Here is a 14,720-nt window from a genome sequence, read left to right as displayed (position 1 = left end):
TCAAGCAGCGCCCGTGCTCAGCGATTGAAGAGCGAATAGGCAGCGTAGCAGAGTGTTATGGCAAGGATCGGCCTTAACAGCCATTCCGGGGCAACGCCGGCGAGCCGCGTGCCGAGCAGGATGCCCGGGATCGACCCGCAAAGCAGCGCCAGCAGCAGGCCGAACTCGACATGGCCGAGGCCGAGATGGCCAAAGCCGCCGACAAAGGTCAGCGGCACGGCATGGGCGATATCGGTGCCGACGATGCGCTTTGCGGGCAAAAGAGGAAAGAGCGTCGCCAGCACCACCACGCCGATCGCGCCGGCGCCGACAGAGGTGAGCGTGACGAGAAGACCCAGGACCACCCCAAATGACACGGTCGGAAACGTGCGCAGCGGCATCTTGCCGTAGGCGGTTCGCTCCGGCGTCTGGATGAGAACCGGGTAGAGCACGATGGCGAGCGCACTGATGGGCAGCGCGAAGGCGAGGCCATAGCGAATCCAATGCGCGAGCGCGACGGTGTTGAGCGGCAGGAAAGCCATCGCGGCCAAGAGCAGAATCGAGGCCGGGATGCTTCCCGCGGCAAGCCGCAATACGACGGGCCATTCGACGTGGTCGGCGACGTGATGCCGCCAGCCGCCGACGGTCTTCGTCACCGCCGCGTAGAGCAGATCGGTGCCGACCGCGACTTGCGGGCTGACGCCGAAGGTTGAGATCAGCAAGGGCGTCATCAGCGCGCCGCCGCCGACGCCGGTCATGCCGATGAGGAAGCCGACGCCGAAGCCAGCCGCTATGAGCGGCAGCAAAGCTGCTACCCAGCCGAGGTCAACCATTGCTAAGAGCCTCCCCCTTCGCTTGGCGAGATCGTGCCCCGTTCGGGCATCTTAATTGTTGCCGCTCAAATCTCGATTAGAACAGGAACACCGACCGAGCGTAGCAGAATTGCCGTCTCTTGCGCGCGCCGGTGAAATTCAGCGCGGTCGGCGGGAGAATCGCCGAGGTCGGAGCACAACCCGCGGGCGAGCAACGCGCGGTCGAGGACGAGGACATTATCTCCCACCGAGGGTGCGCCTGACTGCGCCCAGGTGATGATGCCGCCGGCCACCGTCGCGCCGTCGATGGCGTTGACGAGAACGAAGTTGCCGGTGAGCGGCAGATCGGCGAAGAGATCGAGCGCGGTCGAGCGGCCGAGCAGGATGCGGCAGTCCGCAATGTCATTGACGCCGCAAGCATGCGCGGGAGTGGCGGCAAGGGTCTCGAAATCAACCAGCGCTGAGACGCTCATGCTCGTCACCGGCGAAAGGTCGGTGGCAGTCCGCAGCAAATAGCCCATCTCGGGATCGAACGGCGTATCGCCAAGCCAAACGAGGCGCGCCTCGATGACATCGGCAGTAATGGGCCGGCGTGCGGCTTCCGACAGCACGGCACCGCGCGAAATGTCGAGGTCGGTATCAAGAACGAGGGTTACGGCATCCCCCTTCCCCGCGGCCGGAAGATCGCCGTCCATGGTGGAGATGCGGCGCAACACGGCGCCGAGGCCGCTGCGTGCATCGACAATGCGCTCGCCGACGCGAATTTCGCCGGACGCCACGCTTCCGGCATATCCGCGAAAATCGCCGGCGTCGCGGATCACAAGCTGCACCGGCATGCGGAACGGCGCGCCCTCGACCTCGATCTCGGGATCGACGTCCTCCAAATATTCCAGCAGCGAAGGACCGTCGTACCAATCCATGTGCGCGGAGCCGCGCGCGACATTGTCGCCCGTCACCGCGGCGAGCGGAATGGCGACGATCTCCGTGAAGCCGAAGCCTTTCGCCATTTTGAGGAAGTTGGTCTCGATGGCGCGGAAAGTCTCCTCCGACCAGTCGATCAAATCCATTTTGTTGACCGCGAGCACCACCTTCTTGATACCGACAAGGTCGCAGATCGCGGCGTGGCGGCGCGTCTGGCGCTTGGCGCCGTGGCGGGCGTCGACGAGGAGAATGGCGATGTCGGCGTGACTGGCGCCGGTCGCCATGTTGCGGGTGTATTGCTCGTGACCCGGCGAGTCGATGATCATGAAGCGCCGGTCGGCGGTCTCGAAATAGCGCCAGGCAATGTCGATGGTGATGCCTTGCTCGCGCTCGGCCTGAAGGCCGTCGAGCAGCAGGCTAAAGTCGACCTTCTCACCGTTGACCGCGCGATTCTGCGATGCGCTCACGACCGCGGCGCGCTGATCGTCGCTGATGATGGAGGCGTCCCACAGCAACCGGCCGATTAGGGTCGACTTGCCGTCGTCCACCGAACCGCAGGTGAGCAGACGCACGATCGCGCCGGAGTGCGAGGACGGCGTGCTTCCTGGGTCAAGAACGGTCTCTTCCGTCAACGCCGCCAAGGTCATCAGAAATACCCCTCACGCTTTTTCATCTCCATGGCGCCGGCCTGGTCGTGATCGATCAAGCGCCCCGAGCGCTCCGAAACTTTCGCGGCCAACGTCTCCGCTATCACCGCGTCAAGATCGGTTGCATCCGATTCGATGGCGGCGGTCAGCGGCCAGCAGCCGAGCGTGCGGAAACGCACCTTGCGCATTTCTGGCGTCTCACCCGGCTCGAACTGCATGCGGTCGTCATCGACCATGATAATCTGGCCGTCCCGCACGACGGTGGGGCGTTCCCTGGCGAAATAAAGCGGGACGACGTCGAGCTTCTCAAGCGCGATGTAGCGCCAGACATCGCCCTCGGTCCAATTCGACAGCGGGAACACGCGGACCGACTCGCCCTTGCCGAGGCGGCCGTTCAGTAGCTGCCACATCTCGGGGCGCTGCCGCCGCGGGTCCCAGCGATGGCCTGCGGCGCGGAAGGAGAACACACGCTCCTTGGCACGCGAGGCCTCTTCGTCGCGGCGCGCGCCGCCAAAGGCCGCATCGAAACCGCCGGCATCGAGTGCCTGGCGCAGCGCCTGGGTCTTCATCACGTCGGTATAGACTGACGGCGGATGGTCGAAGGGGTTGATGCCGCGGGCTAAACCTTCGTGGTTGGTGTGCACGATCAGGTCGAGCCCGAACTCCTTCGCGGTGCGGTCGCGAAACTCGATCATCTCGCGGAATTTCCAGGTGGTGTCGACGTGGAGTAGCGGGAATGGCGGCTTCGACGGCCAGAACGCCTTGCGGGCGAGGTGCAGGAGGACGGTCGAGTCCTTGCCGATCGAATAGAGCAGCACGGGCGCGCGGAACTGGGCCGCCGCCTCACGGAAAATGTGAATGCTTTCAGCCTCTAACAGCTTGAGATGGGCGGTGAGCGCGGTCATGCGGCCTTGCCTTCCCGGTGCGGATTCATATGCAGGCCGCACTCCTTCTTGTCCTCGTTCTCCCACCACCAACGGCCCGCGCGTGGGTCTTCGCCCGGTTGCACCGCGCGCGTGCAAGGCGCGCAGCCAATAGAGATAAATCCGCGGGAATGGAGGGGATTTACGGGGATATTATGTGCAGAAATGTATGCGGTGAGCCGCGCCGTCGACCAGTCCGCGACGGGGTTGATCTTGGTCAGCGCGCGCGCCGCATCCCAGGTCGCGAACGGCACCTCTGCCCTCGTGTCGGAGTGCTCGCGGCGGACGCCGGTGATCCACCCGGCGGCACCCGCAAGCTCGCGGTTCAAGGGGCGGACCTTACGCACCTCGCAGCAGCCGAGCCGGTTCTCCACCGACTGGCGGAAGCCGAACACGCCATCGCGGGCGACAAGCGCCTCGATCTCGGCGGCGTCCGGCGAGACGAGACGAATGCGCAGACGATAGCGGATCTCTGACAGCTCGACCGTCTCCAGCACCTCCGGGAAGAGACGGCCGGTATCGAGCGTGAAGAAGTCAATGTCTGCGCCGGACTCGGCGATGGCATGGAGGATCGCCTGATCTTCCAGACCGAGGCTCGTCGAGAACGAGATGCGCCCCTTCACGCTGCGGCGCAGTTCCGCGATACGGAACGCGAGATCGTCGATCTCGGCGAGACGGGCATCGAGGTCGCTCGCTTCTTTCCGCGACGCATCGCGGCGAAGCGGTGCAGGATTGCGGAAGCCGGGCTGATAGATGTGCTTGATGCGCGTCAGCGCGCGCTGCCACGTGCCGACATCATTCGCATCGGTGATCTCGGCGGTATCGAAGCCGGATCGCAGCAGGAACGGCGCGAGGTCCGGAATGAGGTAACCGACCGCCCTGATCTCGCCCTTGAAGCCATGCCGCTCGCGCAGCAGGACGGCAAGCGAGTGACCGCGGCCGTCGCCGAAGCTTGGAAAATGAATACCGACAATGCCGCCGGTGGCAGCCGCAGCCGCGAGCGCGGCCGCATCCGCGGTCGGATCGAGCAGCACGGCCGGCCCATCCCTCCTGTCGAGGAGCGTCCCGGTCTGAAGATCAAGCAGCGCCATACAGGGCCTCCTTGAATGGCGCCGCACCCAGCCTGCGCCACGTGCCGAGAAAGTCCTCACCCTCGTTGCGGTTGGCGAGATAGGTCTCGATGATCGTATCGATCGCTTGCGGCACGGCTTCCGCGCGGAAGCCTGGGCCGATGATGGTTCCGACCGCAGCGTCGTCTTTGGGGCTTCCGCCGAGGGAGATCTGGTAAAGCTCGGTGCCCTTCTTGTCGACGCCCAAGATCCCGATATTACCGGAATGGTGATGGCCGCAGGCATTGATGCAGCCGGACATATTCAGGCGCAGGGGACCGATCAGCTCCTGCCTTACGGGATCCTCGAAACGCTTGGCGATCTCCTTGGCGATGGGGATCGAACGCGCGTTGGCGAGGTTGCAGTAATCCAGCCCCGGGCAGCAGATCATATCGCCCAGGAGCTCGTTGTTGCCGGTGGCAAGCTCTTCGGCCGTCAGTTCCTCATAGACGGCAATGACGTCGGAGCGGGCGACGTGCGGGAGGATGAGGTTCTGGGTGTAATTCACCCGCGCCTCGTTCCGGCTGTAGCGCTCGGCGAGATCAGCAACGAAATCCATCTGGTCGGAGCTGGCGTCGCCAGGCGTGCGTCCCGGCTCCTTCAGCGAGATGATCACGCTGACATAGCCCGGCACGCGATGGGCGCGGACATTGTGCTTCAGCCAGTTGGCGAAAATCGGATCGGTGATGCGGCGCTGCTCGACGCCCTCGTCGCGGATCGGACGCGGGGAAAGATCGGGCGGGGTGAAATAGGACATGATGCGCCGATACTCGTCCTGCGGCAGGTCAATGGCGTCTTTATGGGTCGCCTCCCAATCGGCTTCCACGTCCTCACGGAATTTGTCGATACCGAGCTGATTGACGAGGATCTTGATGCGCGCCTTGTGAATGTTGTCGCGGCGGCCATGCAGATTGTACACGCGCAAGATCGACTCGATGTAGGAGAGGAGATGCTCCTTCGGGAGGAAGGAGCGGATCTCCTGCCCGACATAGGGCGTGCGTCCCATGCCACCGCCGACGAGAACGCGGAAACCGTTCTTGCCGTCGGGGCCACGCACGATCTTCAGCCCGATATCGTGAAACGCAATGGCCGCCCGGTCCTCGGCGGCGCCGGAGACCGCGATCTTGAACTTGCGCGGCAGCCAGCTGAACTCAGGATGCAGCGTCGACCATTGCCGCAAGATCTCGCACCAGGGGCGCGGGTCCTCGAGCTCGTCATTGGCGGCGCCGGCAAAGGGGTCGGCGGTGACGTTGCGCACGCAATTGCCGCTCGTCTGGATGCAATGCATCTCGACTTCGGCAAGCGCGTTCAGGATCGCGGGCACGTCGACAAGCTTTACCCAATTGAACTGAAGATTCTGCCGCGTGGTGAAGTGGCCGTAGGCGCGATCCCAGCGGCGGCCGATCATGGCGAGCTGGCGAAGCTGACGCGGCGAGAGCACGCCATAGGGCACGGCGATGCGCAGCATGTAGGCGTGCAACTGGAGATACAGACCGTTGCGCAAGCGCAGAGGCCGGAACTCATCCTCGGTGAGCTTGCCTTCTAGCCGGCGCTCGACTTGATCGCGGAACTGGTCCACGCGCTCATGCACGAAGGCATGATCGAACTCATCATAGCGGTACATCGTACCAGTCCTTTGTCAGCGTCGTGCGGTGAGCGGCACGGATGCGCTCGCGCACGGAAAGCGGATCGACCGCGCCGTCCTTGATTTCGACCGGCATCGGATAGGCGGCGACGACAATGCGCTCGGCCACGGCCCGCGCAGCCTCGGCCTCGAGCGCCTTGGTCTCGTCCTCGGTCTCAGCCATGCGCGCAGCGGCGATCTGCTCCGTCCAGCTGCCATCGGGGGTGAGATAGACGACGATGCCGTCGACGAGGCGATTGGCGGTGACGACGTTAGGCATAGACACGCCTCACCTCCCGCAGCGACAGGATGTCCTCGACGACGCCCGCGGCGGCAAGGCCGGCGACCTCGCCGAAGATGAGAACGGCCGGGCTCGTCAGGCCAAGCTCCTCGGGATGCTCAGCAAGCTCGGTGAGGGTCGTGGAGATGCGGCGCTCATTGTCGCGGCTCGCATTCTCGACGGCGATGACCGGCAGGGTCGCTTTCCAACCGGCGTCGAGCAATTTGCGCGCAACGTCGCCAGCGGTGGTCACACCCATATAGACAAGAAGCGTGTTCTGGCCACCGGCAAGGGCGGCAAGATCGAGGTGATCGAAATCGGGCTCGGTGCCGCCGAGGCCGTGGCCTGAAACGAAAGTGACGGTGTGCGACACGTCGCGATGGGTCAGCGGAATCTGGAGGCTCGCGGCAGCGGCAAGGCCGGCGGTGATGCCGGGGATAATCTCGACGGCAATTCCTGCTGCGCGCAAGGCGTCAAGCTCCTCGCCGCCGCGGCCGAAGATCAGCGGGTCGCCGCCCTTGAGCCGCACTACGGTCTCGCCGGCTTGCGCGCGCTCGATCATCAGCGCGTTGATCTTTTCCTGCGGCACGCTGTGCTCGCCCTTGGCCTTGCCGACGGAGATCATGACCGCCTCGCGGCGGGCAAGCTCCAACACGCCGGCGCCGACCAGGCGATCGTAGAAAATGACATCGGCGGCTTTCAGCGCGCGTACCGCCTTCATGGTGAGAAGGTCAGGGTCGCCCGGGCCGCCACCGACCAGAAGCACGCGGCCTTCCTGCGGCAGAGCGAGCGCCGCTTCCTCGATCGCCTCGCCGATCAGCCGGTGGGCCTCGGGCTCATTACCCGCGAGAACCGCCTTGGCGGGTTTGCCGTCGAAGACCCGCTCCCAGAAGCGGCGGCGGGTCGGGCCGGCGGGCACTCTGCTCGCGACAGGGGCGCGGTATTCGGCGGCAAACTTGGCGAGGGAATCGAGACGCGGATGCAACTCCCGCTCAAGCCAGGCGCGGAGACGCTGGGCGAGAACCGGTGCCGCCGCCGAGGTGCCGATGGCGACCATCACGTCGCCACGGTCGACAATTGCGGGAAGCGCAAAGCTGCAGAGGTCCGGCTGGTCAGGGACGTTGACCGGCACGCCGAGCGCACGGGCCATAGCTGAGACGCGCGTGTCCTCCTCGGCATCCTCGGTCGCGGAAATGACGAGGGGTCGGCCGCGCAATTGATCGATGCCAGGGCGCGGCGGCAGGAGGACGACGAGGCCCGCCTCGGCAAGGCTCTTGAGCTCCGCCACCATGTCGGCGGCGGCGATGTCGACAACAGGCGCGCGCTTCAACAGCAGCCGCGCCTTGATGGCCGCAAGCTCGCTCCCGCCAACCACCAGCGGCGGCTTGCCTTCGAAACTGACAAAGATGGGGAAGCTGCGCATGGTGCTAGCCTCCAACGGCAACGCGTTCGGACGGAACGTCCGCAAGACTTTCCGGAGCGAGCTCAAGCGCGAGCCCATCCAGCGCTTCAGACATGATGATCTGGCAGCAGAGGCGCGATCGCTCATCGACCTGAAAGGCTCCATCCAGCATTTCCAGCTCTTCGTCGCTGGGCGGCACGAGCTTAGCAATCCATTCGGGGTCGACCCAGACATGGCAGGTTGCGCAGGCGCACGCGCCGCCGCATTCGGCCTTGATGGGCAGACCCCAGTCGCGAACGACTTCCATCACGCGCCAGCCGTCGAGCGCATCGAGCTGATGCGCCGTGCCATCGGGAAGTCTCACGTTAAGTCGCATGGCAGAGCACCTTCACCCGCGCCGCAGCTCTAACGACGAGGTCCGTGTCGCGCAAAGGTATTGGATTTTCAAATATCAGCGCAGCAGCATGAGCGGCGCGACACTCATGTCCGCAGCCCTTGCACTGCACCCATAGATCAATGACAGCCGGATCGGCCTGCATCACGCGCCCGATGGATAAGTCGCTTCCCCCTTAAAGTGGGGCAGATTACTGAAAAATCATACCCCCTGAAAGCAGATTGGCGCGAAAGGCAGCAAAATTGTTCCAACCGGCCGTACTTGCAGGAATTATTTTGCGTATGCGCGAAATGAAGGAAAGCGGCAATGGCCTATGCGGCCTTGCGCGCAAACTTATTTCACGCGCGCGCCCTCTAACCGCGCCGAAAACGGGCGCCGCGGGGCAGATTCAGGGCTCGCGCTTCACCAGTGCGTTCCTGATGTCCTCCAGAAGCTGCACTTCGCGGGACGGCGGGGGCTCGGTGGCAGGGGCTTCTTCCTGTCTTCGGCGAAGGGTGTTCATGGCCTTGATGACCATGAACAGCACGAAGGCCACGATCAGGAAGCTGATGACATTATTTATAAAAACGCCGATGTTGAGGGTCGGCGCACCCGCCTCTCTCGCCTGCGCCAGAGACTGATAATCGCCACCCTTCAGCGCAACGAACAGGTTGGAAAAGTCGACGCCGCCGGCGAGCACGCCGACAGGAGGCATGATGATGTCATCGACGAGGGACTTCACGATGGTCGAGAATGCCGCGCCAATCATGATGCCGACCGCCATGTCGACGACGTTTCCGCGCAGTGCGAATTCCTTGAACTCTTGCAGCATGACGCCTCCTCCTCAGACAGGTTTGTCCGTCACTCCCCCGCCACCTTTGAACACCATGGATGCGGCAGGATCTTCCCGGTAGTTGCGCGTTGATAGCCGACGAGCAAAAGCGAGCAAAGGAGAGCGTGTTGGCGAGTGAGGCACCGGAGCAAAGCGCGCGGGACCGCCATCAGATCCGAACCCTGCTCTACGCCATCGCGGTTCTCGTCCTTATGCTGCTGGCGGTCGTGATGACCATTCTGGCGGCGCAGCAACTAAATCAATACCCCTTCCTCTTTTTCCCGCTCGGCTTTTATATGCTGGCTCAAGGTCTCTTGATCTTCATCGTCGCCGCGACCTTCTGGTTTGCGCGCGCGCAGCAGCGCATCGACACCGAGCGAAGCGAAAGCGCGGAGTTTTGACGGATATGAGCGTCCCCTCGCGGCTGCGCACGCCCAATCCGCATCTCGGCGCCTATTACGGCATCGTGACGAGCGCCTTCCTATCGCTCGTCATCATGCTTGCGATGTTCGAGCAGCTCGGTTGGGGCGACATGTGGCTCGCTTACGGGCTGATGCTGCTCCCGCTCGCATTTTACATCTTCATCGCGGTGGGCGCGCGGACGCGCGATGTCGAGGATTTCTTTGTGTGCGGCAGGCGCGTGCCCGCCGTGTATAACGGCTTCGTACTGGCGGCGACCGCCGTCGGCGGCGTCGGCTTCTTCGCCTATACGGGGACGGTGTTCTTTCTCGGCTTCGACGCGCTCGCGATCGGGCTCGGCTGGGCCGCGGGCATGCTGATCGCGGCGGTGCTGTTCTCGCCCTATCTGCACAAGGCCGGCGCCTACACGCTGCCGAGCTTTCTCGGCCACCGTTTCCGCTCGCGACCGTTGCGCATGGCGGCGAGCGTGCTGCAGCTGCCGGCAACCGGCCTGTTGCTCGCGGCCGAGATCCAGATCGCGGCGATGATCGCGGCCATGTTCCTTCCCCTCACCTCCTCGCTCTTAACCTTCGTCATGGTCGCTATCGTCGCTGGCATCGCCATCGCCGGCGGCATGCGCACGCTCACCTGGAGCGGGAGCGCAGAATTCCTGATCGGCACCCTCGGGCTTGCCGTGCCGCTCATCATCGTGTCGGTGCTGCTCACCCATATCCCGGCGCCACAACTCACCTATGGCGAGAGCCTGACGTCGCTGCCGCAAGCGGAAATGAGCATGGGCATCTCGCCGAGCACGCCCGACCGCGTGGCGGAACCGTTTCCCGGCGCGGCGCCGCAGCCGAGCGCGAAGCTGTTTCTGCAAGCGTTCGGCGCCTTGAGCACATCCGACTTTATCGTGGTGTTTCTTTGCGTGGCACTCGGAACCGCGGCGCTGCCGAGCCTGCTGGTGCGGAGCGGTGTGACGAGCTCGGCGGTCGATCAGCGGAAGTCGACGGCCTGGGGCGTGCTGTTCGTGGTGCTGTTCGTGATCACCGCGCCGGCCATCGCCGCGTTCGCCAAGCTGTTGCTGTTCGGCGGGATCGCCAAGGGATCGGCGTCGGCGCTGCCGGCGTGGCTCGGTGCGTTGAGCGAAAGAGGGCTCGTCGTCGCGCGCGACCTGAATAGCGACGGCGCCATCGCGGCGGGAGAGCTTCTGGTTGCACGCGACGGGGTGGCGCTCGCGCTTCCCATCGCGGCGGAGCTGCCTTTCGTGTGCACCGTGATCGTTGCGGCGGGCGGCATGGGGATCGCGCTCGCGGCGGCGGCCTCGCATCTCTTCACTCTGGCGGGCGGTTTGTCGGAGGATCTTTATCGCCTCATCGACCGCCGCGTGACCGCGCTGCCGCGGCTGATGGCGGCATGGGCGGCGCTCGGGGCTACCGCCGTCGCCGCGATCCTGCTTGTGCTCATCGCGGACCCGGATCCTTTGCGCGCGGCGCTCGACGCGTTCGCCTTCGCGGCCGCCGCCTTCTTCCCGGTGCTTGTGCTCGGCATCTGGTGGAAGCGCGCGACCGCGCTCGGCGCGATGGCGGCGATGGGAACGGGCTTCGGCGTGGTAGCGGTCGATGTCATCGTCGGCAGTCTGTTCGGCTTGGACCAGAGCGGGATCGCGACGCTGATGGCGAGCCTGATCGGCGTCGTGGTGGGGCTCGCCGCGGGCGTGGGCATGAGCCTGTTCGGACCCGAGGCGTCGGCAGCGGAGGAAGCCTATTTCGAGGAGATGCGCGATCCCATGGGCGAGACCATCTACGACCGGGCGCAGCAGCGCGCCGCGCTAGCCGCGGTCGCGGAAACGGCACGGACGGCGCATCCATGAACGATCATGCCAAGCCGGCGAACGGCTTCGGGCTGTATCCCGAAATCATGCCCTATCGCAGCGGCCGCCTGAAAGTCTCCGATCTGCATGAAATTTATTACGAGGAATGCGGCAATCCCGACGGCAAACCCGCGGTGCTGCTGCATGGCGGCCCGGGCGGCGGCATCAACCCGCTGATGCGGCGTTATCACGATCCCGAGCGCTACCGAATCGTGCTGTTCGATCAGCGCGGCTGCGGACGCTCGACGCCGCATGCCTGTCTGGAGGAGAACACCACCTGGGATCTCGTTGCCGATATCGAGCGTCTGCGTGAGCATCTCGGCATCGAACGCTGGCAGGTGTTCGGGGGATCCTGGGGCTCGACGCTCGGGCTCGCTTACGCGGAGACGCATCCTGAGCGCGTCAGCGAGCTGATCCTTCGCGGCATCTTCACGCTCAGGCGCTCCGAGCTCGAATGGTTCTATCAGGAAGGCTGTAGCTGGCTCTTTCCCGATGCGTTCGCCGAATATCTCAGCGTCATTCCGCGGACCGAGCGCGGCGACATGATCGCCGCCTATCACCGTCGGCTCACCGGTTCCGATCGCGTGGCGCAGCTTCTGGCCGCACGCGCCTGGAGCATCTGGGAGGGCACGACCATCTCGCTGCTGCCGGACCTTCAGCGGGTGCGGCACTTCGCCGAGGAAGGCTACGCGCTTGCGTTCGCGCGCATCGAGAGCCACTATTTCGTCAATCGCGGATTTTTCCGCGCCGACGATCAGCTCATACAGGACGCGCATCGCTTGCGCGCGATACCCGGCATCATCGTGCATGGGCGCTACGATGTCGTGACGCCAGTGAAGATCGCCCTCGACCTCGCGCGCGCCTGGCCGGAGGCGAAACTCCGCGTCGTTGCCGACGCGGGCCACGCCATGAGCGAGCCCGGCATCGTGCAGGAGCTGATCACGGCGACACGCGGTTTCGCGGACGCTCCCCAGGCTTAGGCCTCGGCGACGCGACCGATAAAGCTCAGCGCGATCTTGCGCTGCTGCGGCGCGTCGCGATGCTCGATGAGAAACACGCCCTGCCAGGTGCCGACCACCATGCGGCCGCCGCTCACGGGAATGCCGATGCTGACGGAGGTCAACATGGCCTTGATGTGGCTCGGCATGTCGTCCGGCCCCTCCTCGGCATGGGCATAGGCGCGATCTTCGGGCGCGAAGCCCTCCAGCGCGTCCATCAGATCGAGCCGCACATTGGGGTCGGCATTCTCCTGAATGGTGAGGGAGGCGGAGGTGTGACTGACGAACACAGTCAGCAGCCCATCCTCCGCCGCGATGGTCTCCAACCAGCGGGCGATCCCGCTGGTGATCTCGGTGAAGCCCCTGCCCCTGGTCGGGACGGTGAGCGCATGCGCCGCCTGAACCAGATCACCCATGATCGAGGGACCCGTTGCGCATCGTTTTGATCGTTTCCGGTCTCATCTGGCGCACTCCGCCCTCTCCGCTCCCCGTCCCATTACAGAGCGGACCTTAACGCAAAATTTACTCGGCCTTGCCACCGTGGAGTTTGACCGCGTCGCCGCGTTTTTTGTTCGGTCCGGTCCCGCAATCAAGCCTTTTTAGCGTACTTTTTCCATGGGGAACGGGATGGCTTCGGAAGCAGGCTGGCAGCCCGGCGGCACCGCGAAACACGGCGATACCGGCATGCCTCATGGCGACGGTGCGATGGACCAGCGCACAGTCGAAAGCCTGCTTCGCCGGCTCGTCGAACGCGTCGAGGAGAGCGAGCGCCGCTATGGCGAGGCGCTGGAGGAGCTGCATTCACGGCTCGACCAGCTATCCCACACCACCGAGGCCGCGCGCGCCACCAGCACGCCCGAGGGTGCCGACACCCTGCACCGCCTGCACGACCAGGTCAGCAGCTTGGCGCGACGGCTCGAGCATGAGACCGATATTCCGCTCGACGATTTCGAACGCCTCGGCAAGGTTTTGACCGGCGAGCATTACCGCAGCAGCGCCGGCGGGGAGCCGGATATGCAGACCCCGGCCGCAGAGCCACATCGCGCTCCCTCCGTGGCTTCGTTCTGGCAGGCGGCACAGCGCCCGAGCTGCAACGACACGCCTTTCAGCTTCCCGTCCGTGCAGCCGGATTTTAGCTCGCCTGCCTCGGAAACTCTCTCTCCGGAGGGCTACGACACCGGCCGCGACAAGCGGCTCGTCGATATTGCCCAAAGGCTGGAGCAATCGATCGGCACGGCGATGCCCACGACGGCCATCGAAGCCCTCAACAAGAAGATGGAAGAGATCTCGGCGCAGCTGGACCGGGCGCTTGCCGGACCCGCGCAGCGCGAAGGTCTGGAGCATATCGAGCGTCAAATTTCAGATATAGGTCAACAGCTTGGCCGTGCCGAAGTGCAGATCGGCCGCCTCGGCGGCATCGAGAGCCAGCTCCAGAAGCTGATCGAGCGGGACGACACGATGCCGGGGCAAATCGAGGAGACGGCAAACAAAGCCGCGACCGAGGCCGCCCGCCGTGTCGCAACCGAGGCCGCGAAGCCGATGCCGGACAAGCGCATCGAGGCCATCGAAGGCAAGCTTACGACGATCAGCGACGAGAGCCGGGCCTCCACGAAGCGCCTGTCCGACACGTTGGCGGCGGTGCATGCCTCCTTGAAGGAGCTGCTGCAGCAGATCGAAAAGGGACCGTCGCCGTTTGCGCGTCCTTCGCGCATGCCCGTTCCGGACCGGCTCCGCGAGAGCGCCCCTCAGCCGAATGCCGGCGCGCCCCGGCAAGTGCCAGAAGCGCGTGCTGAAAAGGATGCACCGCGCAAAGAGGTATCCGCGAAAGCGCCTGAGCAAGCCAAAGACGCGTCCCCACCCGCAGACTCAGCCCTACCGCAAGACCGCTCCTTGAGGAGCCGGCTCGGCGCGGCCATCCCCGATTACCAGGACAGCGAGGCCCCAGCGGCGTTCGGACGCGCCAAGCGCGCGAAACTGGATGAGGACGCCGTCGATCTCGATGCCCCCGAAACGGCCGCCAAAGGGCGGCTGACAACGAATTTCGATCTGGACTCAACCGACGATCTCGTGGCCGCCGCACGCCGCGCCGCACAGGCGGCCTCGGTGCACGCGGAAGAGCGGGCGGGCGGCAGCCGGTCGAAGAGAGTTCGTGCGACGACGACGCTGAGTGGCGCAGACGCATCCGGACGGCGGACACGCCCGCTCTTGATGGTCATCGCCGCCCTCCTTCTCGTTCTCAGCGCGGCGCTCCTTTACGCCAGGCTGAAATCCAAACCGGATCCCGACGCCGCGCCGCCGACAACGGAAGAGTGTCGGCATGCCGCCAGCGGCCTTGCCCCGGCGCAGTATCGCCTTGCGACCATGTGTGAGCGCGGCCAGGGCGTCACGAAGGACGTCGGCCGGGCACGCTCCTGGTATGGCGCGGCGGCCGAGAAGGGGAACGTCAAGGCCATGCACAATCTCGCCGTCAGCGAGAGCGGCCGCGAAGGTGGCGTTACCGACTACGCAGCGGCGTTCAAATGGTACGCCCAGGCCGCCGCCTATGGCC

The 14,720-nt window shown here is 64.9% G+C and carries 13 protein-coding genes and 1 pseudogene; 4 read left to right on the top strand and 10 right to left on the bottom strand.

Annotated elements, in window-relative coordinates; all coding sequences use genetic code 11:
* Positions 1-17: 17 nt before the first annotated feature.
* The 9 genes from ACR2J1_RS11040 to mscL form a co-directional block, all read right to left on the bottom strand.
* Positions 18-812 (bottom strand): sulfite exporter TauE/SafE family protein, encoded by a 795-nt coding sequence (locus ACR2J1_RS11040; protein WP_434019377.1) that lies wholly within the window; start codon positions 810-812, stop codon positions 18-20.
* A gap of 65 nt (positions 813-877) precedes the next feature.
* Positions 878-2,359, bottom strand: a complete 1,482-nt coding sequence (locus tag ACR2J1_RS11035; RefSeq protein WP_434019376.1) for a GTP-binding protein — start codon at positions 2,357-2,359, stop codon at positions 878-880.
* Complete coding sequence (gene cysD, locus ACR2J1_RS11030) at positions 2,359-3,264, bottom strand: sulfate adenylyltransferase subunit CysD (RefSeq protein ID WP_434019375.1); 906 nt, start codon at positions 3,262-3,264, stop codon at positions 2,359-2,361. The genes ACR2J1_RS11035 and cysD overlap by 1 nt, the downstream gene beginning before the upstream one ends.
* Positions 3,261-4,373 carry a phosphoadenylyl-sulfate reductase gene (locus tag ACR2J1_RS11025; protein ID WP_434019374.1) on the bottom strand — a complete coding sequence of 371 codons (1,113 nt, stop codon included), beginning with the start codon at positions 4,371-4,373 and terminating at the stop codon, positions 3,261-3,263. The genes cysD and ACR2J1_RS11025 overlap by 4 nt, the downstream gene beginning before the upstream one ends.
* Positions 4,360-6,015: a nitrite/sulfite reductase gene (locus tag ACR2J1_RS11020; protein ID WP_434019373.1), complete on the bottom strand. Its 1,656-nt coding sequence runs from the start codon at positions 6,013-6,015 to the stop codon at positions 4,360-4,362. Before ACR2J1_RS11020 ends, ACR2J1_RS11025 begins: the two co-directional genes overlap by 14 nt.
* The gene (locus tag ACR2J1_RS11015) at positions 6,002-6,295 is read right to left on the bottom strand and encodes a DUF2849 domain-containing protein (protein ID WP_434019372.1); all 294 of its coding nucleotides are present in this window, start codon (positions 6,293-6,295) and stop codon (positions 6,002-6,004) included. The genes ACR2J1_RS11020 and ACR2J1_RS11015 overlap by 14 nt, the downstream gene beginning before the upstream one ends.
* Entirely contained in the window at positions 6,288-7,718 is a 1,431-nt protein-coding gene (gene cysG, locus ACR2J1_RS11010) for a siroheme synthase CysG (protein ID WP_434019371.1), read from the bottom strand. Before cysG ends, ACR2J1_RS11015 begins: the two co-directional genes overlap by 8 nt.
* Positions 7,719-7,722: 4 nt before the next feature.
* Entirely contained in the window at positions 7,723-8,073 is a 351-nt protein-coding gene (locus ACR2J1_RS11005) for a 2Fe-2S iron-sulfur cluster-binding protein (protein WP_434019370.1), read from the bottom strand.
* A gap of 406 nt (positions 8,074-8,479) precedes the next feature.
* Entirely contained in the window at positions 8,480-8,902 is a 423-nt protein-coding gene (gene mscL / locus ACR2J1_RS11000; protein WP_434019369.1) for a large conductance mechanosensitive channel protein MscL, read from the bottom strand.
* 128 nt (positions 8,903-9,030) lie between these two features.
* On the opposite strand from mscL, the gene ACR2J1_RS10995 reads away from it, so the two are divergent.
* Genes ACR2J1_RS10995 through pip form a run of 3 tightly spaced genes read left to right on the top strand, consistent with a single transcriptional unit; the run spans position 9,031 to position 12,154 of the window.
* Entirely contained in the window at positions 9,031-9,303 is a 273-nt protein-coding gene (locus ACR2J1_RS10995; protein WP_434019368.1) for a DUF4212 domain-containing protein, read from the top strand.
* A 5-nt stretch (positions 9,304-9,308) separates the two neighbouring features.
* Positions 9,309-11,174 (top strand): sodium:solute symporter family transporter, encoded by a 1,866-nt coding sequence (locus tag ACR2J1_RS10990; protein WP_434019367.1) that lies wholly within the window; start codon positions 9,309-9,311, stop codon positions 11,172-11,174.
* Positions 11,171-12,154 (top strand): prolyl aminopeptidase, encoded by a 984-nt coding sequence (pip, locus tag ACR2J1_RS10985; protein WP_434019366.1) that lies wholly within the window; start codon positions 11,171-11,173, stop codon positions 12,152-12,154. The genes ACR2J1_RS10990 and pip overlap by 4 nt, the downstream gene beginning before the upstream one ends.
* Here pip and ACR2J1_RS10980 read toward each other — a convergent pair.
* On the bottom strand, positions 12,151-12,588 hold the full coding sequence (locus tag ACR2J1_RS10980) for a secondary thiamine-phosphate synthase enzyme YjbQ (RefSeq protein ID WP_434019365.1): 438 nt from the start codon (positions 12,586-12,588) through the stop codon (positions 12,151-12,153). The two genes, pip and ACR2J1_RS10980, sit on opposite strands and share 4 nt — an antisense overlap.
* Positions 12,589-12,799: 211 nt before the next feature.
* Between ACR2J1_RS10980 and ACR2J1_RS10975 the strand changes: the two are divergent.
* Positions 12,800-14,720: pseudogene (locus tag ACR2J1_RS10975) on the top strand (hypothetical protein); the annotation flags it as partial.

It is taken from the genome of Methyloceanibacter sp. (assembly GCF_050999895.1).
Taxonomy (GTDB): domain Bacteria; phylum Pseudomonadota; class Alphaproteobacteria; order Rhizobiales; family Methyloligellaceae; genus Methyloceanibacter.
This window is presented reverse-complemented; position numbering and strand designations above follow the sequence as displayed.